The organism is Citrobacter sp. CK181, assembly GCF_030333595.1.
Taxonomy (GTDB): domain Bacteria; phylum Pseudomonadota; class Gammaproteobacteria; order Enterobacterales; family Enterobacteriaceae; genus Citrobacter_B; species Citrobacter_B koseri.
Map to the genome: position 1 here is coordinate 722722 of NZ_JAOWFN010000014.1, position 21945 is coordinate 744666.

Sequence of the window (21945 nt, forward strand, 5' to 3'; positions counted from 1 at the left end):
AATCGGGTATGCTCAGAGGAATGATATATATCTGAATACTTTTATAATGCTGATAGGCCGTTTTGTGCCAGAAGGTGAAGTTGCTAGCATTCGGATGCTATAGGATATAGATGGTTATGCCGTTGCTTACGTATGCCCTTTACTCTGAGAGTTTATTTACGCAAAATAGCTACCATTAGCTACCAATTTATTCATTTCAGGAGCGGGCGAACGTGTCTAACTGGAGAGATTCAAATTTTTTTATAGTAACGTCGTCTTGTGTGGCTGGTTTTTTGGCTGCCGCAACTATTACTTTTACATATGTTATCCCTCTGTATCAGAAACAAGATGAGAATACAATTAGTGAATTAAACGCAAAAATAAATGAGCAAAATAAATTTCACAAGAAGGAGATTGATTCACTAAAAAATACAATTGATAAGCAACAAAAGAAATTTAGTGCCTTACAATTAAACAATGAGAGTCTTGCTGCTGAAAATAATGATTATAAAAATCGGTTATTAACACTTTCAACCTTATCCACTTTTCAATATGGGCAGCCACTACCTATGGGCTTCTCAAGTATTTTGCCAGGGATGAGGCTTAGTGATGTCGCAAAGAAATATAATAAGGACATGCTAGATATTGACCCTCAAGGTAATGTTATTACAGTTAAAGTTAAAACTGGTGGCATTGAAGATATTATATACTCTACAGGGTTAGATGACTTCCCTGATATTATAACATCTATACTGGTAAGCAAATATAGCATAGAAAATTCATATAATGGTGAGCGTGTAGATGGGGATGAAAATAAACAGTCATTATTGATTTTATTACAGGAGGTTTTAGGGCAAACAGAAGAATGTAGTGCTGGAGAGTATTTTTGGCAAATTGGTGATTATCGATATGTATATTACAATGCTAAAATACCATATTTTTATCATATATTCTTTGGCGGTGTATATGCACCGGGTACGTCATCAAAATGTTTGAAATTGATTAATTCATTATTTATCAAAGATAAATAAATGCCCCAGACTATTTCAACGTCCGCTCCTCGCTCTCAGCGGACCTTTAGTTTAGAAAGCTTGTCCGTTTTGTGCTGTGAGTCCAGCGATTGTTGCAAGACTCGAAGTACACTAATCAGCTGGGAGCGGGTCACGTCGGCAATCGAAGCTGCAGGCAGTCAGCTCCTGCAGCCAGTATTGTTAACATTTTAACAGCAGCACTCTGCTTCTTTTTCACTACATTCTTCACAAACTCTGCAAGAGCAGAAGTCCTCAAGATTATTACACTGGCTACATTTTTTGCAGGTACAATCCGACTCTTTCTCGTCACAGTTCTCACAAGTTCCACAGGTGCATGCACTCATCATGTGTGCACAGTTATCACAAATTTTATCCATAGTTTCCCTCAACCGCTAAATAAACAATCTCAACATAATACGTGATTATTTTATCATTGCTATATGGTCAACTAAAACTGGCCACTGTGATCGTCATTCGGAAGTACCTGGACTAATCGGTCGAAATAAAAAGGAAAAAAATAAGCCCTGACTGCCTCTGGCAGCCAGGTATGTTGTTATGGATGGAAAGCACAACTGTCACTAGTTAGTGCAGTCTACTAATGTTGGCAGAGCCTTCGTAGCGTTCGTCAGGTCAACGCTGAAGGTCCCCGCTTTGCGGTCACTGACGTAGACGTCGAACTGCCTGGCCTTACGGATATCCATAATGAAACTAAACCAGGCATTATCCCCGTTACGCCAGCCAAGGGTTGAAGGAATGGCATATTGCTTATGGTCCATCACCACTGTGATGTCGGTCCTGTCATCATGCGAGCTGATCGTTTTATCCCCTGCGAGGGTCAGAAAAACCGAGTGCTGGTAAATACCGTTCTGGTCCGGATTTTCCGTACAGTTGATGGTAAACATTTTCCCACTTGCATCCGTCACGCTGTATTCCGCATTGCCCTGGCCATAACCCTGCTGCCATAGTCCGGGAACCGCTGAGGCATTAAAGCTGGTAAGCAGCACGCCTGAGAGCACATACCGGCTTAGTGAACGTACTTTCATTTCTGTCTCCTTTGTCTTTGTATTTATTCCCGGTTATCAGGATTTGAGGGTATCAGCAGCCGTCCCATCAGTTTGCCGTCATGGGAATATTCAAGGAAACGCTCCCGGGTGCGCGGGTCAGTTTTCTCGTAGTATTCCAGGCTGATGTTGTCGGCAATACATAGCGCATTCATCAGCGGCTGGACGGTTTTTTCCTCCATATCCACCAGATAGTAGTAACTGCCACCCTCACAACCATCGGGCGACTGGCGGGTACGTAAGACCTGCAGAGTGGGGCCAGAAAGAGCAATCTGCGACCATTCTTCCCTGACATCATCCTGACGGCTGACCACATCGCTGAAGCGCGGAGGCGTGAGGTCCTTAAATTTACTGATAGCTTTAAGGTCATCACTCCTGTCATCGCAGGCGCTCAGAAACAGAGAGGTGGCAACCAGCGCCAGCAGAAGTAGTGTTTTACGTTTCATTATTTTTTCCCTGAAATAAGACGAACCACTTTGGCAAAGACATAAATCCCCACAAAAATACCCACCGGCACGCCGACGAACGGCGTCAGCGCGACACTGGCAGCACCGGCTGCGCCACCTCCCGTCAGTAGTGCGGCAACGGTTGCAAGTGTCAGGGCCGTGAGGCTGTCGGACACTCCGGTTTTGTTCAGAATGATGACGATGATAACAATGGCGATAATGGCAATAACGGGCACTGGGCTCCTCCCTGTTGCCGGGTTGATAACAACGCCTGCGCTATTCCGGTGGGCTGTCAGCCGGAACAAACGTAAGCAGTGACTGCTGGATAAAGCGAAAATGGGGTAAGGCCTGAATGAAGACCGGGTCTTCAACCAGGCGACACAGACTGTCATTGCGGCGAAAAGTCTCCTGCAAAGGCTGAATCAGATGGATTTCATCAAGTGTGAATACGGCGATATGCCCTTCGTGTTCAGCCACCAGATACCAGGTCTGCTGGTGGATGAGTAACCGGCAGGGAGCCAGGCGCTCACAGCGTCGCCCCTCCGCAATCAGCGTCACCCGCCTGCGCCCGGTAATGGCCTGAATCAGTCTCCAGAAAGACAATGCTCCTGAAGGCGAAGGAACCGGATTGGCTGGTGCTATCACGCAGGGAGACTCATCGCACATCAGCAGAGCGTTCACCAGACGGCGGTCAAGGCCGGGAAAAAGTCCGGCCAGCCCGCTGCGGTGGGCAAAGATAAGCACGTCGGGCACCATCTGCATTTCACTGCCAGCAGTGCGTAAGCGGCAGTATCCGGACTGATACTCCAGATCCAGATACATCAGTCGCTCACGAAAATCACGCCGCAGCGTGCGCACTGACACGCCAAACTCAGCAGCCAGTTTGCGCACGCTCAACGTTTCACCCGCCACCAGACGGCTGATTATCAGTGACAGCCTGACAGCCAGCCGGTCATGGCGGCGTTCTGCCTGTGTCATGGGAGGTTCTCCAGGAAAGTTAACTAACTGAAAATGATGTGATTACTTTAAAGAGGGGGGCGGACAGGGTATGGACACCGCAGAAACTATTTTTTATTTCTGCAAAAGCCAGGTGTAACAGGGGTTAAAGGCTATAACCGGGAGATTGAGGCACACGAGAACATAGCGATGCGGACAGGTGGTGTCCGATATTAACAACGTGGCAACATGAAACGTCTACTGCAGTTGCGTGAGCAGTGTTTCTGCCATCACCCACAGCGCACGGTTAAGCTTCACGTCCCCGTCAATGCCACGCACGGCACGGGTATGCGTCCGTCCGCCTTTAGCATTACGCCCGCTGAGTCCGCCCTTAATCAGGTTTTCCTGAATCCGCTGATAGGTGGTCCAAAGGTCATTGCTCTCATCCTGCCAGCGGCGCGGGGAGAGTATCTGCGATTCAGTAACCGGCTGGTGATCCTCACCAAAGCGATACGTTAGCGCGGCTTTTGCCAGTGCCTGCTGCGCAGGTTGAGGCAACAGCAATGACTGCATGGCATCCCGCTTTTCTTCCACACGGTCAAAAATCCCCAGCACTTCATACGCCCCCTCAATAACCTGACTCACCACGTCCCCCTTGTGTGGCACCCGTACCTCGCCAAACGACTCACCACAGACGAGGCCGTTCTGACACACAGCCCTGAACAAGCCCGGCAACATCTGGTACGAGCTGGTACCATCATGGGAGTTGAGCAGGATAATTTCCGGCGCCTGCTTACCGGTAATCTGCCCCTCCCTACGCAGACGCAGCATATGCTTCGTATGTTCACGACGGCCAGGATCACGTACCCAGGTCTGACAGGCAAAGAATGGCTGGAAGCCTTCCCGCTGTAGATTGTCCAACAGAGATATAGTCGGAATATAGGTATAACGTTCACTGCGGGATTCGTGTTTGTCCTCGCTGAATACGCTGGGCACCACACGAAACAATTCCTCTCGGGTTAATGGACGGTCACGACGAATTAGGTTTGATGCGCCAAAGCGCGAAGCCAGACGGGTCATAAGCAGACTCCTCAGTATGGGTAAAACAAATAAAGAAAGCCCTGCCGCACTTGCGACAGGGCTCGGAGAATAACAGGGCAGAATTAAACACTTAGAAGAAGAAATCCCAGACAGCGCGGGCCACTGACACCACCGAGGAACGCACGGCCTGAATAATGGTCCGCACCGGGGCGGGAATAAGGGGAAAGGTGCTTACCGTATCGAGTATGGCACCTACGGTTTCACCGAAATCATCACGGGCCTGTTCCCGGACTACCGTTGTGCGAAAGGGATGCTGCAGTTGCGCTACCACCGGGCTACTGACCTCACGTGGCAAACACTTAATCATCCTCTCAGCCATCATCCGCAATCCCCATTGAAGACGGACCGACACGGCACACACCGGATGCACAGGCTGAAAAATCTCATGCAGCAGGCAAATTTTACGGCTGATGTTTTGTTTTTGCTCTGTAGACAATCTTTCTCCACCGCTTGTGGGCTCGGCCTTGTCCGACTGGCTGATAACAAACAGCACCTTATGTCGGTATGCCTCACCAATCACCTGTCGGTAAAAATACTCATCCACCGCCAGCGCACGGTCATCAGCTTTAATCAGCCACAGCACCAGGTCGAGCCGGGGAAGCTGATCTCGATAGAGCACAGTATATTCGTTATCACGTACACCACTCTCCCCCACGCCGGGCAGATCCACCAACGTCATATAGCGCTCTCCGACCTGCAGGCGAAATCGCAAAGGTTCACGGGTACAGGCTGCCACATCGCTGACCGGCGATACTTCGCCGACAAACAGAACATTGCAAAGACTGCTCTTTCCCACCCCGGTTTTACCCATAATGCCGATCACTGGCTCGTAGTGGGTTAACTGATTTATCTGCTGCAATATACGTTCAGACACCCACTGCGGCAGGCCGGAAAGCGAATGGTTTAATGGCTGTAAGCCCTGAGCATTATTCATGACTACTCCTGCAATAAATAAAACTAAAACGGCAGAACTGTGAAGTTCTGCCGTTATGCTGGTATGTTCATGAAAATGATATATATCTCAAAAAAAATTGGAGTGCGATTAAATAGCATCACTTCCAATAATCGTAAGGATAGTTAACTATTGACTCAGATGGATATAACTGTTCTGTCGAAGCTTTATTTATTTGTAGAGCAGCAACAAATATATAACCATCTCTAAACTTCACAGCAGGAACCCAAGAAAGATATGCTGCACTTAAGTATTTCTTCTTTTTCTTCATATATTCCGAAATCCCGTCATTGCAGAAATCAACAAGCCTCACATAGCACAAGGAGTGCAGATCAAATAAGTAACCATCAACTATAAATTTGGGAATTTCAATCTGTATTAATTCATTTTTAAACACCCTTCCAAGATCATTTTCGACGCATAAATACACATATCGAACATCTCCTTTTGATTCTGGCTCGAACAATTCAATATGGCCGTTTACTTTTTGACAAAACTCCTTTCGATACCCTTCCCACTCTTGACGAGGAGGCAGTGAAAACTCCATGACAGGTTTTGGAGAAACACTAAAAACGAGTTTCTTTGAAAGTAAATGCAAGTGCTTCAATGTAATGTCGTCCTTTGCACTTTGAGTTTCGAAGTGACGAACCTCATGATAAAACATGCTAAAAAGCCTACTTTCAACTTCCTGCGTAATTCTATTTTGATATGTCACAAAATCAAGAATAGGCGCAGTGGACCGTAATAACTCACATATCACTTTAGAACGTGACGTACCATTCACTTCGGCATACCTGTCGATTGAATCAATCGTTAAATTATCATCGGTGTTAAATGTTATTCTCTTTATCATAAATGTTATGCATTTTGTTGATTATGCATAAAAACCTATCACAAAGGCCAGTAAAACACCAGATCGCACTGCAATACTTCAGATTTCGCGCACACATTTCTTCCTGTGTAAGACCACCATGCGAACCTGCGATAGAATCCCTGAACCCATCTGTTCTTACTGAATTAAGGTTAATTAGTATTATCACCCGGAGTTAACCATCCCCCCTCCTGTAATCAATACTCATCCCTGTATAAAAAATACATCACACATCTATCTATTGAACCCCATTTAGTTTGAGGATAGATCATGAAAGAACCCTACAATGCCAACCCTAATTACCCTATGCATCGTATTCTTCTCGAAGATATAAACCACCATCTGGATGAAATGTTTGAGCGTTATTCCCGCTTACTGGCTTTTCGTATGGATTTTGGCTGGAAACAAGGAAGTGAACGCTCGCAGCGTAATCTCATGGATGAGATGGAGGGCGAGATACAGCATCTGATGGATGTGGTATTTGGTCGAAAAATGGTTATTGGGTACTGCTGGGTAATTGAATACAGGCGACGTAAGGGGCTGCATGTGCATGCCATGATTTATCTTGATGGGCAAAAGCATCGGAAATGTTATCCGACCTCGCGTGCGATAGGGGAAGAATGGCGCAGCTTAACAGACGATGAAGGACTCTTTCATCTGTGTTCCAGGAAAAAGCATTTCGTTGCAAGCTCCGGAACAATAGTGGATCACCGTAATCGGCAAGCAGTTGATGAACTACGTTACGTCATCAGTTACTTAGCCAAATCTGAGCAGAAGTCAAAAGGGGTTGTTGCAGGTATGAACGTTATACCTCCCCGCAGCCGTAGAGGCAGGCCCAGGAAGGAATAGCGGCAGGTAAACATTGAGCCGAAGTTTTTTTACAACTGAAGCCATTGATGTGGAGGAGCTGGCAGTAAATAATTTTACTAACGGCTCTGGTTATTTACCCTTAACCGGAACACATCACAATGTATACAAAGCCCACATTGCTTGAAGATCAATTTATTGATATGAAATTCATTACCCAACTTACTGGCCTGAGCGACAAATGGTTTTACAAGCTGATACAGGATGGCTTATTCCCGAAGCCAATTAAGCTGGGCAGAGCTTCCCGTTGGTTAAAAAGCGATCTTGAGGAGTGGTTGTATTATCGCATTTGCGAATCCAGAACATAATCCAGCCTGGTAAATTGCGGATAGAATCATCTTGCCAAAAAAAATTCATTTTATTTATTGCCATATTAGTATCTCTCAAGAGTATTCCTTGAGAGTCAGAGTTGCATGAATCTACACATTCTCAGTATTAATGAATACCATTCATAGTCCCTATCCTCCCCCCTGTGATTATCAATAAGCACAAACCCGTTAACATACCCCTATCTCTTCATGTCCAACGGATCACCATGCTTAATCAACAGGCACAAACACAGTCGGCTACAGCTAAAAAAACCGGTCTCTCGTTTCTACTCATTCTCAGCGCCCTGATGGCTGTAACCTCTTTATCAACCGACATCTATCTTCCGGCTATGCCCATGATGGCCAAAGACTTGCAGGGTGACGCAGAGCTGACAATCACAGGGTTCCTTATCGGTTTTTGCATTGCACAACTGATTTGGGGAGCGATTAGCGATCGTTATGGGCGTCGACTGCCGCTGTTTATCGGTTTAGGTCTATTCATCATCGGCTCGGTGGGCTGCGCGTTATCAACGGATATCGTGCAAATTGTCTTCTGGCGTGTTTTTCAGGCGTTAGGTGCCTGTACCGGGCCGATGCTGGCACGGGCAATGATCCGTGACCTGTTTAGCCGTACTCGTGCAGCACAAATGCTTTCGACGCTGATGATAATCATGGCCATCGCGCCGATTGCCGGGCCCCTGATTGGCGGGCAGATGATTAAAGTCACCTCGTGGCATGCCATTTTCTGGCTGCTGGCGATTATCGGAACATTAATGCTGATGTCTTTATTCTGGTTACCAGAAACATTACCTGCCGAAAAACGCTCACAAGCCTCCGTAACCAGAGCCTTTCACAACTACTATGCCTTGCTCACCAACGCCAGATACATGCGATTTACTTTGTGCCTGACGTTCTACTACGTTGCAGCCTACGCCTTTATCACCGGCTCTCCGTTTGTGTACATCACGTACTTCGGCGTTGACCCGCAGCATTACGGTTGGCTGTTTGCAGTAAACATTGTTGGATTGATGGCGGTGAGCATGGTCAACAGACGTCTGGTTCACCGCTATCCACTGGAAGCGTTGCTCAGGAATGCCGTATTCATCGCCACTATTGCCGCAATAGTGCTGGCGTTCACCACCGGCCTGGGTGTGGGTGGAATTACCGTGATTATCGGCGCTGTGTTCGTGTTCTTCTCTATGAATGGCATCATCGCGGCGACATCCACGGCATGCGCTCTGGACGCAGTGCCTAATGTGGCTGGCTCCGCGTCGGCGCTAATGGGCGCGTTACAGTACGGCAGCGGCATCATCTCTTCACTTCTTCTCGCTCTGTTCAGTGATGGCACACCATGGACGATGGGCTGGATAATTGCGTTGTTTACAGTAGCCAGCGCCCTGATGGCACTGACCGTTCAGATAAAAAAATAAAACGTCGTTATTGATGCCAGACGACACTTTCTTCCAGAGATACCCGCCCTTCCCTGTAACTCAGGGAGGGATGCGTTTTATCTGGGATCCCAAAAGAAATACCGTAAAGCAGCCTGAAACCCTCAGGAACATTTAATATTTGACGCACCGTTTGGGCAAAATAACTCAGCACTGCCTGTGGAACGCCTGCGTAACCGCGAGCTGCCAGGGAAAGCAGGAATGTCTGGGCATACATACCGGCGTCTGAGGCTACGCGAACGTTGTCCCCTACAGCAGGAATGAACAGCAGGGCAACATGAGGCGCGCCGAAAAACCTCACATTACGCTCGACCACTTCTGAGCGACTTAAGCTATCCCCCCGCGCAACGCCCAGTGCCTGATAGTACGAGCGCCCCTGCTCCGAAGCCCGTTGCCTGAATGGCTCGGGATAAGCTTCTTTATCAAACGTAAAATCAAGGCTGTAGTTCCCAGCCCTCAGATCTTCCGTCAGTGCGTGGCTTAATTCACGAAGTTTATCTCCTGCAACAATATGCAGGGTCCAGGGTTGAGTATTGCAGTTGGATGGTGCGCATTGCGCTTCGAGCAAAATGTCTTTGAGGATATCGCTGGGGATGGGAGATGGAAGAAAGGCTCTAGCCGAGTATCTGTTTTTTACTACCTCACTAAATGTTGGCTCTTGCGTACTCATTTGCTTCTCCGCCTGAAAGTAATTTGAAGTGAATGATTCACTCTCTCCCGATCCATCCTGTCACATCAGGCCCATCGTTTTCATTCCCGGTTCCAGATTAGGTCTATGAATTCCATTCATAGCGTCTATTTAAGCAGCGTAATTATCTTTAACCGCAACTTCGTTAATCTGGGTCTATCGCGTGAACACGCAAGCGGAAAATGGCTATAGCTGATGGATATACCCCAGCCTGCGCGGCTGGGGCGCCATCGGAGGCTAACTAAATATTTTTATCGAAGAAGACGTCTAACTTTTGCATTGCCTGGTCAACGTATTTTGGCACCCAATACGTCTCGATATGGGTAGCGCCATCGATCAGGAAGAGTTCTTTGTCCTTCGTACCGGTGGCTTTCGCGAACGCGTCTTCAGTCATATAGAGCGTATCCGCTTTTGTACCGGCAATCATCAGCAGTGGTTTATTGATGAGATTGATATGGTCCGTTACGTCAAAGCTCATTAAATCCAGAAGACTGCTGGTGGTGTATTTAAACGTGGAGTTCGGGTGCGCGTGGGTTTTCCAGTAGTACTCGTAGCCCTGGCGATACAAGGCAAAAGGTAATTTAGCAATCTGTTCATCAGTCAGGTTGGCATCGCCGGAGTAAAGCACTTCTCCTCCGGCTGCTTCCTGAGCTCGAGCGTCAGAAGCCTGCTGAAGACGCTGCTGGATAGTATCCAGCTGTGAATCCTGCATACCGTTACGGCGCACAAGGCCTGAATTAAACATGCTGATGGTTGCAATCGATTTAAACCGTTTGTCCGTCTCGGCAGCAACTAGTGAATAGCCACCACCACCGCAAATGCCAAGCAGACCGAGGCGGGCGGTATCGACACCAGGATACTGGCTGATGTAGTCAGCCATGCCGTGAATGTCCTCAATACGATTAGCAGGTTTATCCACGCTGCGCGGCATCCCACCGCTAGCGCCCTGATACGCCGCATCGGCGGTAATCGTGATGTAGCCCTGCTCGGCGAGACGCTGAGCATACAACCCGGCGACCTGTTCTTTTACGCCGCCATTAGGATGTGCAACCACCACGGCCGGATATTTTTTGGCGGGATCGTAGTTAGCAGGGGTATAGACATTCGCAGCAATCTGGATGCCATGAAGATCGTATTTCACTGGGTGAATGTTGACCTTGCCTTTGACGTTCTCGGTGATGGCTCCGTCATAGACGAGAGTGAATGGATTTTTTTTGTAATCAGCCGCATTGACTGAGGTCACTCCGGCCATAGCCGTGAGTAGCATTGCACTGATAAGCGTGAATTTCATGGTCTCTCCCGATGAGTGTCGGCCTGGTTATACAGGCTCGCAGAATCAAATTTGCAGGCTCAGAGTAGGCGGAGAGGGCTGTCAGCATCGTGACAGGGAAATAACATTTTTGTCAGGAAACAGGCTGGGATGGGAAAGCATTTCTGACAGCGCTGTCAGGTAGCCGTCAGCTTTATGTTGGCAATCACAACGCAGAATGGTCCCGCCTAAATGAGAGTCATGTTTAATTTTCTGAGAAACGGAGCGATCAATGAAAAGCCAGAATGCCCCAACAATGCCAGAGCGGCGCAAGCTATTAGTCGCCGGGGCCGGTATTGCCGCCGCCTCGCTGATTCCTCACGTATCAGCGGCGAGCCAAACCTCTCAGGTCGATTCGTCCAGACAATCCAGCCAACGTCCTTCAACTCCTGGCAAGCGTAAACTCGGGAAGCTGGAAGTTTCTGCCATCGGTCTGGGCGTGCAGAACATGAGTCGTAAATACGACACCTCCGTTCCCTGGCGTCCCGAGATGATCAATGTTATCCACCGTGCATTTGATGAAGGGGTAACGTTCTTTGACGCTGCTGAAGCCTACGGCCCGTTTGAAGTCGAAAAAATTCTCGGGGAAGGCGTCGCCCCGTTCAGGGACAAAATCGTTATCGCCACCAAGTTTGGCTGGAACATTGACCAACAGACGGGTAAGCGTCTGCCGGGCCTTAACAGCAGACCTGAGCATATCCGACAGGTCGTCGACAATATGCTCAAACGCCTGCGTACCGATCGTATTGACTTACTGTATCAACACCGGGTTGATCCACAGATCCCCATTGAAGATGTCGCCGGTGTGGTGAAAGATTTAATGGATCAGGGGAAAGTCCTGCACTGGGGTCTGTCTGAAATGGGCATCAATACGTTGAGACGCGCTCATGCGGCATTACCCGTTACCGCCGTGCAAAGTGAATACTCCATGCTCTGGCGTGGCCCTGAAAAGCAGGTATTTCCGGTGTGTGAAGAGCTGGGCATTGGGTTCGTGCCATGGAGCCCACTCGGCGTGCAATTTTTAACGGGCTGGATTGATGAGAATACCCGGTTCGCTGCCGGTGATTTCCGCGCGACAGAAACGCGTTTCTCGCCTGAAAACTTGCCACACAACTTACAGCTGGTTGAACTACTGAAATCCTGGGCAATACGAAAAAATGCGGCACCGGGACAGATTGCTCTGGCATGGCTCCTTGCGCGTAAACCCTGGATTGTCCCCATCCCTGGCACCACCAATAAAGACCATATGCTGCAAAACACAGCGGCTACCGGCGTATCGCTGACTTCCGCTGAGATGACCGAGCTCACCCGCTCACTGGATGCCATCACTATCCAGGGGCAACGTCTGCCGGATGCCGTACAGGTTTATTCCGATGTTGAAGCACCAATGAAAAGTTAAGAGGAAGTCCCGTTATGCGCCTGTTGTTAGTCGAAGATGAAGAAAAAACGTCAACCTATCTCTCCCGTGCGCTGGGTGAGTCCGGGTTTACGGTAGATGTCTCTGCAGATGGCGCGGAAGGACTTCATTACGCGCTGGAGTTCGACTACGACGCGATAATACTGGATGTAATGCTGCCGGGGATGGATGGTTACCGGGTACTTGAGGGTGTGCGAGCAGCCAAACAGACGCCGGTGCTGATGCTCTCGGCTCGGGGTTCGGTCGATGAACGCGTTAAAGGGCTTCGCCTTGGCGCGGATGATTATCTGCCCAAGCCCTTCTCGCTGATTGAGCTGGTGGCGCGTATTCAGGCACTGGTGCGCCGCCGCGCTACGGATGGCGCAGACATCACCCAGCTGCAAATTCACGATCTGCATCTCGACCTGCTGGCTCGTCGCGTATTTCGCGCCGGAACACGGCTGGAGCTGACCGCGAAAGAGTTTTCCCTGTTGAGTCTTTTGGCCCGGCATCAGGGAGAGATTCTGTCAAAAATGATGATTGCGGAGCAGATATGGGACATGAATTTCGACAGCGATGCCAACGTGGTTGAAGTGGCCATTAAACGACTTCGGGCCAAAGTGGATGCGCCGTTCGATATCAAGCTGTTACATACCGTTCGTGGCATGGGGTATGTCCTCGAAGTCCGGTCCGAATAAATGAAGGGGATAAGCATGCTTAAGCGTTCCATCTCCGTTCACCTGGCGCTGATGTTTGCCTTATCCGCGCTACTGATTGTTTCCGTTATCGGCATCCTGCTCAGAAGCTCCTTGCATGACTCTTTGCAAAAGCAGATGCACAACGAGCTGCTGTTCCGCGAATCATTAATGAGTCCGTGGATCACCTCACGAACCTCTGCTGACGGCTGGTCACTGCTTGCCAATAAATTTACCGTATTAACCAATTCTGAAGGTGAACGCGTTCGCTACTGGATAGTGAGCGATAACCCACGCTTTAGCATGGGGGGAACACCACCGGTAGGTGTTCAGTGGTCTTCTTTGCGGGAAGGCTTTAATAAAGTGCCCGGCGCATCAGAAGGTGCATGCTCGCTGTTTCTGTTAGTGAAAACGATCCCCGCCAACGGTGAGCGGCCTGAGCTGCGCTATGTGGTTGCCATCGACTCCACGCCGTATATGGGCACACTCGATGCGTTCACGCGGACATTGCTGATCATTACCGCACTGGGCGTCGTGATTGTCGCCTTACTGGGATACGTCGTTTCAAGGATCGGTCTTCGTCCCGTTGGAGCGCTTAGTAAACAGGCCCGGCAACTCGCTCCCGGGGACCATGGTCAGCGCCTGAATACCGAAGCATTACCTGACGAATTACAGCAATTAGCATCATCTTTTAATGGCGTGCTGGAACGGCAAGAGGTCGCCTGGAGGCAGCTCGAAAGCTTTAATGCCGATGTTGCGCATGAACTCCGGACTCCGCTGACTAACCTGATTGGCCAGACGCAGCTGGGCCTCGCGCGCCGACGTTCACATGATGAACTGGAAGAGTTACTGGGCTCCAATCTGGAAGAACTTGAACGCATGACGTCCATCGTTAACGACATGCTGTTCCTGTCCCATGCCCACGCGGGTGAACATGCGTCCCAGCTGACTAAGGTGTCCCTGCGAGAAGAAACCCTGAAAACAGCGGAATATGTAGAGCCTTCTTTTGCTGAAAAACAGCTTTCTCTGGATGTGGAGGGCGACGTCACCGCGCACATCGACCGACGACTGTTCCACCGTTCACTGGCCAATTTACTGGAAAATAGCGCAAGACACTCGCCCTCCAACAGCACGGTTACGGTGCGGTTAAGCGAAACCGGTCATCAAGCCTGTGTTGAAGTGTCAAACCCTGGCGAGCCGATAGCGCCAGAGCACTTACACCGGCTTTTCGAGCGGTTCTATCGCGTTGATACCTCCCGAGCCAGGAGTGATACCCATCATGGACTGGGCCTGTCGATCGTGCGTGCCGTCGCCATTATGCACCGAGGAGATGCCTTTGCCCGTAGTGAAGCTGGCATCAATACATTTGGCCTCACCTTTGCGATGCAAGACGATAAAGCGTCGGGCAACGCTCACTCTGGCACTGAGCCGGAACCCGGGTTAACTGACAGAATTGTCAGGGGGGCGTCAGCCTGACGTCATTACCCCCTCGATAAAATCATCGCAGGCAATCCCCTCTTCATTGATAAGGACGCTTTGCATGATCGGACATTTACGTTACCTCGGGCTGTTACTGCCCTTCTTCACATTTTCATCCTGGGCAGTGGAACAAAATCCCGCTGTCCATATCGCCCCAGCAGGAAGTCAGAACGCGGTGTTCGGGCCAGCCGAGAACTTTACCGGTCGCGTCAGGGTTGATCCTCTCTTCAAACCGGATAACGACATCAGTGTTTCCGGGGCTTATGTCACGTTTGAACCCGGCGCTCGTTCCGCCTGGCATACGCATCCGGCAGGTCAGCGGCTGATTGTGACCTCGGGTGTTGGGCTCACCCAACAAGAAGGCCAGCCGGTGCAGGTTATCCGCGCCGGTGACATTGTCTCTTGCCCGGCGGGCGTCAAACACTGGCACGGGGCGGCACCCGGCAGCGCGATGACGCATCTGGCGATAACCGGGATTGTGGATGGCAAAAGCGTTAACTGGATGGAGAAAGTGACAGATGAACAATACCACGCCCATTAAAACATTAGCGGCAGCGGTACTGCTGACCTTTGGTTTTGGTCTCGCGGCACATGCTGCGTCCGTCAATAAAGGAGCCTCAGAAATGAACCACGAACAAACGGTTTCAGATACGCTGTCAGCCAGCCAACAGGCCATCCCGTTGATTGCGGCATCGATGGCCAGCAGCCAGATGGATAAGCTGAATGCAGCCCTGAATCAGGGTCTTGACGCAGGGCTCACGATAAACGAAACCAAAGAGATTCTCGTCCAGCTTTATGCCTATACGGGCTTCCCCCGTAGCCTGAATGCGCTTAGTGAACTGATGAAGGTCGTCGAAGCACGTAAACAACGTGGTATCAAAGACGTTGAGGGTAAAGAACCGGTTGCCCCGATCCCTGTCGGGGATGAGCTTCGCCGTGTCGGTACCGCAAACCAGACAAAAATCTCAGGCGCTCCCGTCCAGGGCCCACTGTTTGATTTTGCCCCGATGATTAACCAGTTCCTGCAAACGCACCTTTTCGGCGACATTTTCGCCCGCGATAACCTCGACTGGCAAAGCCGCGAGCTGGCAACGGTTGGCGCATTAGCGGTCACGCCGGGCGTCGAATCACAACTGCTGTCGCATACGCGAGCAAGCATGCGGGTCGGCCTGACGGCGTCGCAGCTGCGCCAGCTGGCACAGGTTCTGCGTGAACATGGCGAAAGTGATGCAGCAACGCGAGCTGAAAAGGCGCTGCAGCAGGCGCTCGCAAACAATTAGGAGTGGATTATGGAGCATGATCCCAACCGCAGAATGTTAATCACCGCACTTGCCGGGCTGACGCTGGCGAACGTTGCTTTTGCCTCAGCTGCGACCGGAACCGCAAACGTGCAGTGTAAAAGCCGTGTTCTGGTGGCGTACTTTTCCCGCAGCGGAAATACACGGGTGATTGCGGGCGTCATTCACCGCAGCCTGAATACCGATCTGTTTGAAATCGAACCGGCTACACCTTATCCAGAAGACTATTTTCAGACCGTTGAACAGGCGAAAAAAGAGCGTGAGCGAGGTGTAAAACCGGCATTAAAAAATAGCGTTGCAGATATCTCACGCTACGAGACCGTGTATTTAGGCTTTCCGATCTGGGGGACCAGCGTGCCGCCTGTAGTGCAAGCATTTCTCAGCAGCCACAACCTTGCGGGCAAATTACTCATCCCCTTCATTACTCACGGTGGCTACGGTAAAGGAGACAGCGACGACATCCTTACCCGTCTTGCCCCGACTGCACGTCGGGAAGAACCGCTGGTCATTGAATGCGACCAGGAGCGAAGAACCACTGAAACGGTCACCAGTTGGTTAGAGACAATACGCAGTTAATCGTCCGCATTCATGAGTCTGCCAAATAAGGGCAATCAGGGGTGCTAAATAATTAACGCTGACAACTCAGATATGATTGAACGGCAAACATAACAGAGGATGTAATCTTGAAGACAATCTTAAAAACGCTGGCCATCTGCGTAATGGCGGGTGGCCTGATGGCTCAGTCGGTATACGCCGAGCCGCTGGTCATTCAGGAACAGGGAAGCTTTTCTGCTGGTGGCACTATCATCACCGCACCAGGAACATTTGATGCAAAAAAGCCGCTGGATTCAGCTGGCCAAACCTATCATGGCGATCATGCCTCAGTGTTCTACCAAATCCCGGAGAATCCGCATAAATACCCTATCGTCATGCTGCACGGCGCAGGTCAGTTCTCCCGTACCTGGGAAAGTACCCCGGATGGTCGCGAAGGGTTCCAGAACATCTTCCTGCGTCGCGGGTTCTCAACTTATCTTGTCGATCAGCCACGCCGGGGCAGCGCCGGACGCACGACTGTAGAAGGTACTGTTACGCCTAAACCGGATGAACAGATGTGGTTCAACCAGTTCCGCGTTGGCGTGTGGCCAGAGTATTTTAAGGGCGTTCAGTTCTCTCACGACAAAGAAGCACTGAATCAGTATTTCCGTCAGATGACCCCAAATACCGGGCCGTTTGATATCAATGTCGTCTCTGATGCGATGTCAGCCGTCGTGGATAAATCCGGCCCGGCAATCCTCTTCACCCACTCTCAGGGCGGCGGACCTGGCTGGTACACGGCGATGAAAAACAACAAGGTCAAAGCCATTGTCGCTTTTGAGCCTGGCAGCAGCTTTGTCTTCCCTGAAAAAGAACTCCCAGCCCCTATGCCAAGCGCGTTCGACACGCTGAAGGGTGAGCCGGTGCCGATGGAGCAGTTTATGGCTCTGACCAAAATCCCGATTCTGATTATTTACGGCGATAACATACCGGATAAACCTGTCGCCATGCCCGCGCAGGACAGCTGGCGAGTACGTCTGGCGATGGCTCGCGAGTGGCGTGATGTGGTGAACAAGCATGGCGGGGATGTGACGGTGACGCATCTGCCTGAAGTGGGAATCAAAGGGAATACCCACTTCCCTTTCTCTGATTTGAATAATGTGCAGATTGCTGATTTGGTGAGTAAATTTCTGAAGGAAAAAAAACTGCAGTAGTGGAATAGACCCATCAGACCAATCTACCGAGTCCTCGTGTCTGAGGACTCGGTAGAGTCATATTAGTTTTTAACCATAGCTATCTTAATGATAAAGCACATGACACATGAGCCAACAAACCTATTCAATAAGCCACATCAGAACTCTAAAAAATTACTACCCCTCAAATCGGGTAATTTCAAAACTATAGCCGTAAAATTTTAGCCAATATATCCTTAAGCTCAGTCTTTGCCTTAGCCACTACAAGATATACTTTTTGGTTTTCAGATAAAGCATTATGTTCATTTATAAGTTGCTTTGTTCTTTCGGTAAAGCCAGAGCTAACAATTAAAATACCACCCTTACCTGATTGATTCACTTTATATATAAATTCACGAGCTGTAGCCAAACCGAGTAGTTTTGAATACCTTTTCACCTCAACAATATAATTCTGTTCTTGAGTTTTAATCTCAAAGTCATAACCATCATCTTTTCCTGCTTCAACTCTTTCTGAAAGCACTCCAAGTTCATTAAGTACTTCACCAACCATACTTTCAAACTCCTTCGAGCCTGGAGTTAAATTTGGATAGACCAAGTTATTAATTACATCACCCGAAGTAATATCAGCCTCAATTTCTTTATCAATTTTTATTTTCCTGAAAATACTATATGTACCTATAGCTGCAATGAGTGCTCCTATAGCGGAAACAAACATTGATACTAGAGAATCTTCATTTATACTTTTCTTCTCAGCAACTTTTGGCTTTGAATATGTGGAGCGAATAGATTTTACTGTATCCATTAGAGACTCCCTTTTCTCTAATGGAATAAATTTGTTTCCCATAAAGCGATCTTGGATTTGTAATAAAAGTTCATCAACTGAGTATGGGTAAGGAGTTCCTTGCTCTAACTCTTTGGCCTTAATGAATGAATTGATATCATCAATTGTTAGTTTTTTATTATAAAATAATAACTCTTGAACATCATCCACTAAGCTTTCATGCGTGATATTTACCTTTGCTGCAGTTATATCTTTTACATAACCGGGAACATATATAAGCGAAAAATAGAATGTCCCTATCACCCCAATAAAGCTAAATATATTCCAACCATTTTTCATAACCCAGTTAAGTATTGACTTCAATTAACTCTCCTTACTTGAATTGGTGTCATTTCAGGTTTTCCACCAAGGGGTGGTCATGCAATAGTGCAATTCTCTGGATTACATGTTATGTCTTTTTCCTCATTCAAACAACAAGCTACAAATACTTAGCTCTACTTACTAACGCAACATGATGTTGCTGATCATCATTTGAGATCTACTTATAACATCAGCTAAAAGCTTAATAAACTATAGGGCATGCTAACTTTGTTCTAACAACTGTGCATGCTTTTTGGTGGCAAGATAATGACACAATTAATGAGCAAAACTAATAAACCCTAGCTAATTACCCTATCTAATTGAATAAATCAGTTTGCGTTATGCTTTTCCGACACAACAGCTGAAGGATAACGTCATGCAAACTGCAAAACTGAACAACGGTATTGAAATGCCCCTGCTGGGCTTTGGTGTCTTCCAGATGACGGATGCTGCTGAATGCGAAAGAGCCGTTATTGATGCGATCGATACGGGATACCGCCTGATCGATACCGCAGCGTCTTACCAGAATGAAACCCAGGTCGGGAACGCTCTGAAACAGAGCGGTATCGCACGTAACGAACTTTTTGTAACGACCAAACTGTGGCTACAGGATACCAATTACGAAGGCGCTAAAGCCCAGTTCGAACGCTCCTTGAATCGGCTGCAACTTGATTACGTCGACCTGTATCTGATTCACCAACCTTACGGCGATGTCCATGGAGCCTGGCGTGCCATGGAAGAACTGCTTCAGGCAGGAAAAATTCGCGCCATTGGCGTTAGCAACTTCCATCCAGACCGGCTAGCTGACCTTATCTCCTTCAACAAAGTGGCCCCTGCGGTAAACCAGATTGAAGTAAACCCCTTCAACCAGCAGCTGCATGCCGTTCCATGGAATCAAAGCCATGGCATTCAGCCGGAAGCCTGGGCACCGTTTGCTGAGGGTAAAAATGGTCTGTTCCAGCATCCCGTGTTAACGGCAATTGGTCAGAAGTACGGCAAAAGCGTGGGCCAGGTTGTGCTGCGTTGGATCTTCCAGCGAGGCATCATTTCACTGGCGAAATCGGTGCGCAAAGAACGCATGGAAGAGAACATCAATATTCTCGATTTTGAACTCAGCCCTGAAGATATGCTGCAGATTGCCGCCCTCGACACCGCAACCAGCGCCTTCTTCTCTCACCGCGACCCGGCGATGGTGGAATGGCTGACTGGCCGCAAACTTGATGTTTAAGTCGCGATAAAAGAGGTATTCATTCAATGCAAAAACGTTATCTGGGTAAATCCCGACTCGAAGTCTCCGCGCTTGGGCTCGGCTGCATGGGCTTAAGCCACGGCTATGGCCCGGCGACCGATACGCGTCAGGCTATCGAATTGATTCGCGCAGCGGTTGAACGTGGCGTCACCTTCTTCGATACCGCTGAAGTGTATGGCCCCTTTCTTAATGAAGAGGTTGTCGGTGAAGCCTTAAAACCGTTTCGTGACCGTGTGGTCATCGCCACCAAGTTTGGTTTTACTTTTGGCGACGACAACAAGCAGCAGATTTTAAACAGCCGTCCGGAGCATATCCGTGAAGCGGTGGAAGGATCATTACGCCGTCTTAACACTGATGTTATTGATCTGCTGTATCAACATCGTGTCGATCCGGATGTCCCAATTGAAGACGTTGCGGGAACCGTGAAAGACCTGATCGCTGAAGGCAAAGTCAAACATTTCGGTCTGTCCGAGGCTGGCGCGCAAACCATTCGTCGTGCGCATGCCGTACAACCGGTCACTGCGCTGCAAAGCGAATACTCCATGTGGTGGCGCGAGCCTGAGCATGAGATCCTGCCGTTGCTGGAGGAACTGGGCATTGGTTTTGTGCCCTTCAGCCCATTAGGTAAAGGCTTCCTGACGGGCTCGATTAAGCCAGGAACTACCTTTGGCAAGGATGATTATCGCAGCACCGTACCGCGTTTCGCCGAGCAGGCGATTGAAGCCAATGAAAAGCTGGTCTCATTGCTGGGTGAACTGGCGGCAGAGAAAGGCGTGACGTCTGCACAAATCGCGCTGGCATGGTTGCTGGCACAAAAGCCTTGGATTGTTCCTATCCCAGGTACCACCAAACTACATCGGCTGGAGGAAAATCTGGGGGCTGCCGACATCATTCTTTCACAGGATGACTCACAGCAGATAAACCAGGCGCTTGAAACGATTAAAATCGTCGGAGAGCGTTATTCTCCTGAGCACCAGGCTCGCGTAGGCCGTTAATACCCGGACGGGTCCTCTGCAATTGGCGGACCCGTTATTCCTGATAGCGAAGTGCATCGATCATTAGCGCAAAAGCGGGGGGATGCTGCTTGCGGCTCGGGTAGTAGAGGTAATATCCGGGGAAAGACGGACACCAGTCCTGCAGAATCTGGATAAGCTCTCCTGAATTTATATAATCCTGCACCCTGTCTTCAGGTATACAGGCGATACCAAAACCGGATAACGCCGCATCAATTCGTTCCGCCTGCAGATTAAAGGTTACCTGCCCTTCTACTCTGACACGTAACGGTTTCCCCTCCTTCTCAAACTCCCAGTGGTAAAGCCCACCGGCTGTCGGCAGGCGCATATTGATACACCGGTGATTTTGTAGCTCGTGCGGCGTTTCAGGTGCAGGATTTGCAGCGAAATAAGACGGCGCTCCTACCACAGCCATTCTCATATCCGGCCCAATTCTTACCGCAATCATATCCTTATCCACACTTTCGCCAAGGCGGATCCCGGCATCAAAACGCCCCTCAACAATATCGACAAAGCCGTTATCAACCACCAGTTCGAGATTAATTTCGGGATATTCCCTGAGGAAGGGTTTTAGCTTCGGCCATACCAGACTTCGCGCGGCATGCTCCCCGGCAGATAAACGGATATTGCCGGAGGCGGTACCGTTCAGTTGAACAAGCGATTCCAGTTCCTGTTCAAGATCGGCAATGCGAGGTTCAAGGCAGGCAATAATTCTCTCACCGGCTTCCGTAGGGGCAACGCTTCGGGTCGTGCGGGTCAGAAGGCGAATATTCAGCCTTTCCTCCAGGGCCTTCATCGCGTGGCTGAGTGCAGACTGAGAAACGCCCAGTTTACCCGCTGCTTTGGTAAAACTTCGCTCCCTTGCCACCACAAGAAAGATTTGCAGTTCGTTGAAATTTTCTTTGAGCATCGGCGATTTCCTTATGGGGGCATTCCCTTCATCGCGTACT

Annotated in this window: 24 protein-coding genes; 13 read left to right on the forward strand and 11 right to left on the reverse strand. The window is 49.2% G+C overall.

Annotation, left to right across the window (positions count from 1 at the left end):
- The first annotated feature begins 212 nt into the window (after positions 1–212).
- Complete coding sequence (locus OGW17_RS16960) at positions 213–1010, forward strand: hypothetical protein (protein WP_139267368.1); 798 nt, start codon at positions 213–215, stop codon at positions 1008–1010.
- Positions 1011–1588: 578 nt separating this feature from the next.
- Here OGW17_RS16960 and OGW17_RS16965 read toward each other — a convergent pair.
- From OGW17_RS16965 to OGW17_RS16995, 7 genes are all read right to left on the reverse strand, one after another.
- On the reverse strand, positions 1589–2053 hold the full coding sequence (locus OGW17_RS16965) for a YfjT/YkfB family phage-associated protein (protein ID WP_071260051.1): 465 nt from the start codon (positions 2051–2053) through the stop codon (positions 1589–1591).
- Between the two features lie 23 nt (positions 2054–2076).
- Positions 2077–2517 carry a YfjS/YafY family lipoprotein gene (locus tag OGW17_RS16970; protein WP_058668635.1) on the reverse strand — a complete coding sequence of 147 codons (441 nt, stop codon included), beginning with the start codon at positions 2515–2517 and terminating at the stop codon, positions 2077–2079.
- The gene (ypjK, locus tag OGW17_RS16975) at positions 2517–2753 is read right to left on the reverse strand and encodes a protein YpjK (RefSeq protein WP_001144029.1); all 237 of its coding nucleotides are present in this window, start codon (positions 2751–2753) and stop codon (positions 2517–2519) included. The genes OGW17_RS16970 and ypjK overlap by 1 nt, the downstream gene beginning before the upstream one ends.
- Positions 2754–2793: 40 nt before the next feature.
- Positions 2794–3495 carry a DeoR family transcriptional regulator gene (locus OGW17_RS16980; RefSeq protein ID WP_058668634.1) on the reverse strand — a complete coding sequence of 234 codons (702 nt, stop codon included), beginning with the start codon at positions 3493–3495 and terminating at the stop codon, positions 2794–2796.
- A gap of 216 nt (positions 3496–3711) precedes the next feature.
- A complete protein-coding gene (locus OGW17_RS16985) occupies positions 3712–4533 on the reverse strand; it encodes a DUF932 domain-containing protein (RefSeq protein WP_071260053.1) in 822 nt (273 codons plus the stop codon).
- A gap of 91 nt (positions 4534–4624) precedes the next feature.
- Positions 4625–5488, reverse strand: a complete 864-nt coding sequence (locus tag OGW17_RS16990) for a GTPase family protein (RefSeq protein ID WP_058668632.1) — start codon at positions 5486–5488, stop codon at positions 4625–4627.
- A 118-nt stretch (positions 5489–5606) separates the two neighbouring features.
- The gene (locus tag OGW17_RS16995) at positions 5607–6359 is read right to left on the reverse strand and encodes a YagM family protein (protein WP_139267369.1); all 753 of its coding nucleotides are present in this window, start codon (positions 6357–6359) and stop codon (positions 5607–5609) included.
- Between the two features lie 288 nt (positions 6360–6647).
- On the opposite strand from OGW17_RS16995, the gene OGW17_RS17000 reads away from it, so the two are divergent.
- The 3 genes from OGW17_RS17000 (at position 6648) to OGW17_RS17010 (ending at position 8982) form a co-directional block, all read left to right on the forward strand.
- Positions 6648–7226: a YagK/YfjJ domain-containing protein gene (locus tag OGW17_RS17000; RefSeq protein ID WP_058668630.1), complete on the forward strand. Its 579-nt coding sequence runs from the start codon at positions 6648–6650 to the stop codon at positions 7224–7226.
- Between the two features lie 119 nt (positions 7227–7345).
- Positions 7346–7552: a helix-turn-helix transcriptional regulator gene (locus tag OGW17_RS17005; protein ID WP_045341372.1), complete on the forward strand. Its 207-nt coding sequence runs from the start codon at positions 7346–7348 to the stop codon at positions 7550–7552.
- A 227-nt stretch (positions 7553–7779) separates the two neighbouring features.
- Positions 7780–8982, forward strand: a complete 1203-nt coding sequence (locus tag OGW17_RS17010) for a multidrug effflux MFS transporter (RefSeq protein ID WP_071260057.1) — start codon at positions 7780–7782, stop codon at positions 8980–8982.
- 7 nt (positions 8983–8989) lie between these two features.
- Here the strand turns inward: OGW17_RS17010 and OGW17_RS17015 are convergent, their stop codons facing one another.
- Positions 8990–9670, reverse strand: a complete 681-nt coding sequence (locus tag OGW17_RS17015) for a nitroreductase (RefSeq protein WP_071260059.1) — start codon at positions 9668–9670, stop codon at positions 8990–8992.
- 259 nt (positions 9671–9929) lie between these two features.
- Positions 9930–10955 (reverse strand): alpha/beta hydrolase, encoded by a 1026-nt coding sequence (locus tag OGW17_RS17020; RefSeq protein WP_223163989.1) that lies wholly within the window; start codon positions 10953–10955, stop codon positions 9930–9932.
- A gap of 274 nt (positions 10956–11229) precedes the next feature.
- Here OGW17_RS17020 and OGW17_RS17025 point away from each other — a divergent pair, with 274 nt between their 5' ends.
- The 7 genes from OGW17_RS17025 to OGW17_RS17055 all read left to right on the forward strand — a co-directional run bounded on the left by OGW17_RS17025 (position 11230) and on the right by OGW17_RS17055 (position 17613).
- On the forward strand, positions 11230–12396 hold the full coding sequence (locus OGW17_RS17025; protein ID WP_175479755.1) for an aldo/keto reductase: 1167 nt from the start codon (positions 11230–11232) through the stop codon (positions 12394–12396).
- A gap of 14 nt (positions 12397–12410) precedes the next feature.
- On the forward strand, positions 12411–13091 hold the full coding sequence (locus OGW17_RS17030; RefSeq protein WP_021571249.1) for a heavy metal response regulator transcription factor: 681 nt from the start codon (positions 12411–12413) through the stop codon (positions 13089–13091).
- Between the two features lie 15 nt (positions 13092–13106).
- On the forward strand, positions 13107–14564 hold the full coding sequence (locus tag OGW17_RS17035; RefSeq protein ID WP_071260061.1) for a heavy metal sensor histidine kinase: 1458 nt from the start codon (positions 13107–13109) through the stop codon (positions 14562–14564).
- Between the two features lie 64 nt (positions 14565–14628).
- Entirely contained in the window at positions 14629–15108 is a 480-nt protein-coding gene (locus OGW17_RS17040) for a (R)-mandelonitrile lyase (RefSeq protein WP_071260063.1), read from the forward strand.
- Positions 15086–15847, forward strand: coding sequence for a carboxymuconolactone decarboxylase family protein (locus OGW17_RS17045; protein WP_071260065.1), 762 nt, complete (start codon positions 15086–15088; stop codon positions 15845–15847). The genes OGW17_RS17040 and OGW17_RS17045 overlap by 23 nt, the downstream gene beginning before the upstream one ends.
- A 9-nt stretch (positions 15848–15856) precedes the next feature.
- Entirely contained in the window at positions 15857–16441 is a 585-nt protein-coding gene (locus tag OGW17_RS17050; protein ID WP_071260067.1) for a flavodoxin, read from the forward strand.
- Between the two features lie 107 nt (positions 16442–16548).
- Positions 16549–17613 (forward strand): alpha/beta hydrolase, encoded by a 1065-nt coding sequence (locus OGW17_RS17055; RefSeq protein ID WP_071260069.1) that lies wholly within the window; start codon positions 16549–16551, stop codon positions 17611–17613.
- Between the two features lie 184 nt (positions 17614–17797).
- On the opposite strand, the gene OGW17_RS17060 is transcribed toward OGW17_RS17055, so the two are convergent.
- Positions 17798–18736: a restriction endonuclease gene (locus OGW17_RS17060; protein ID WP_286452251.1), complete on the reverse strand. Its 939-nt coding sequence runs from the start codon at positions 18734–18736 to the stop codon at positions 17798–17800.
- Between the two features lie 373 nt (positions 18737–19109).
- On the opposite strand from OGW17_RS17060, the gene OGW17_RS17065 reads away from it, so the two are divergent.
- Both OGW17_RS17065 and OGW17_RS17070 read left to right on the forward strand, forming a co-directional pair.
- On the forward strand, positions 19110–19961 hold the full coding sequence (locus tag OGW17_RS17065) for an aldo/keto reductase (RefSeq protein WP_042324775.1): 852 nt from the start codon (positions 19110–19112) through the stop codon (positions 19959–19961).
- 26 nt (positions 19962–19987) lie between these two features.
- Complete coding sequence (locus tag OGW17_RS17070; RefSeq protein WP_071260071.1) at positions 19988–20977, forward strand: aldo/keto reductase; 990 nt, start codon at positions 19988–19990, stop codon at positions 20975–20977.
- Between the two features lie 34 nt (positions 20978–21011).
- Here OGW17_RS17070 and OGW17_RS17075 read toward each other — a convergent pair whose 3' ends face one another.
- Positions 21012–21905: a LysR family transcriptional regulator gene (locus OGW17_RS17075; protein WP_038423571.1), complete on the reverse strand. Its 894-nt coding sequence runs from the start codon at positions 21903–21905 to the stop codon at positions 21012–21014.
- Between the last annotated feature and the right edge of the window lie 40 nt (positions 21906–21945).

What these genes read in the sequence shown, in the direction of transcription:
- OGW17_RS17035 (WP_071260061.1), top strand. Translation starts at nt 13,107, where the DNA reads ATGCTTAAGCGTTCCATCTCCGTTCACCTGGCGCTGATGTTTGCCTTA.
- OGW17_RS17015 (WP_071260059.1), bottom strand. Translation starts at nt 9,670, where the DNA reads ATGAGTACGCAAGAGCCAACATTTAGTGAGGTAGTAAAAAACAGATAC.
- OGW17_RS17000 (WP_058668630.1), top strand. Translation starts at nt 6,648, where the DNA reads ATGAAAGAACCCTACAATGCCAACCCTAATTACCCTATGCATCGTATT.
- OGW17_RS17065 (WP_042324775.1), top strand. Translation starts at nt 19,110, where the DNA reads ATGCAAACTGCAAAACTGAACAACGGTATTGAAATGCCCCTGCTGGGC.
- OGW17_RS17040 (WP_071260063.1), top strand. Translation starts at nt 14,629, where the DNA reads ATGATCGGACATTTACGTTACCTCGGGCTGTTACTGCCCTTCTTCACA.
- OGW17_RS17030 (WP_021571249.1), top strand. Translation starts at nt 12,411, where the DNA reads ATGCGCCTGTTGTTAGTCGAAGATGAAGAAAAAACGTCAACCTATCTC.
- OGW17_RS16980 (WP_058668634.1), bottom strand. Translation starts at nt 3,495, where the DNA reads ATGACACAGGCAGAACGCCGCCATGACCGGCTGGCTGTCAGGCTGTCA.
- OGW17_RS16965 (WP_071260051.1), bottom strand. Translation starts at nt 2,053, where the DNA reads ATGAAAGTACGTTCACTAAGCCGGTATGTGCTCTCAGGCGTGCTGCTT.
- OGW17_RS17020 (WP_223163989.1), bottom strand. Translation starts at nt 10,955, where the DNA reads ATGCTACTCACGGCTATGGCCGGAGTGACCTCAGTCAATGCGGCTGAT.
- OGW17_RS17010 (WP_071260057.1), top strand. Translation starts at nt 7,780, where the DNA reads ATGCTTAATCAACAGGCACAAACACAGTCGGCTACAGCTAAAAAAACC.
- OGW17_RS17050 (WP_071260067.1), top strand. Translation starts at nt 15,857, where the DNA reads ATGGAGCATGATCCCAACCGCAGAATGTTAATCACCGCACTTGCCGGG.
- OGW17_RS17075 (WP_038423571.1), bottom strand. Translation starts at nt 21,905, where the DNA reads ATGCTCAAAGAAAATTTCAACGAACTGCAAATCTTTCTTGTGGTGGCA.
- OGW17_RS17070 (WP_071260071.1), top strand. Translation starts at nt 19,988, where the DNA reads ATGCAAAAACGTTATCTGGGTAAATCCCGACTCGAAGTCTCCGCGCTT.
- OGW17_RS16990 (WP_058668632.1), bottom strand. Translation starts at nt 5,488, where the DNA reads ATGAATAATGCTCAGGGCTTACAGCCATTAAACCATTCGCTTTCCGGC.
- OGW17_RS17025 (WP_175479755.1), top strand. Translation starts at nt 11,230, where the DNA reads ATGAAAAGCCAGAATGCCCCAACAATGCCAGAGCGGCGCAAGCTATTA.
- OGW17_RS17005 (WP_045341372.1), top strand. Translation starts at nt 7,346, where the DNA reads ATGTATACAAAGCCCACATTGCTTGAAGATCAATTTATTGATATGAAA.
- OGW17_RS16985 (WP_071260053.1), bottom strand. Translation starts at nt 4,533, where the DNA reads ATGACCCGTCTGGCTTCGCGCTTTGGCGCATCAAACCTAATTCGTCGT.
- OGW17_RS16995 (WP_139267369.1), bottom strand. Translation starts at nt 6,359, where the DNA reads ATGATAAAGAGAATAACATTTAACACCGATGATAATTTAACGATTGAT.
- OGW17_RS17045 (WP_071260065.1), top strand. Translation starts at nt 15,086, where the DNA reads ATGAACAATACCACGCCCATTAAAACATTAGCGGCAGCGGTACTGCTG.
- OGW17_RS16970 (WP_058668635.1), bottom strand. Translation starts at nt 2,517, where the DNA reads ATGAAACGTAAAACACTACTTCTGCTGGCGCTGGTTGCCACCTCTCTG.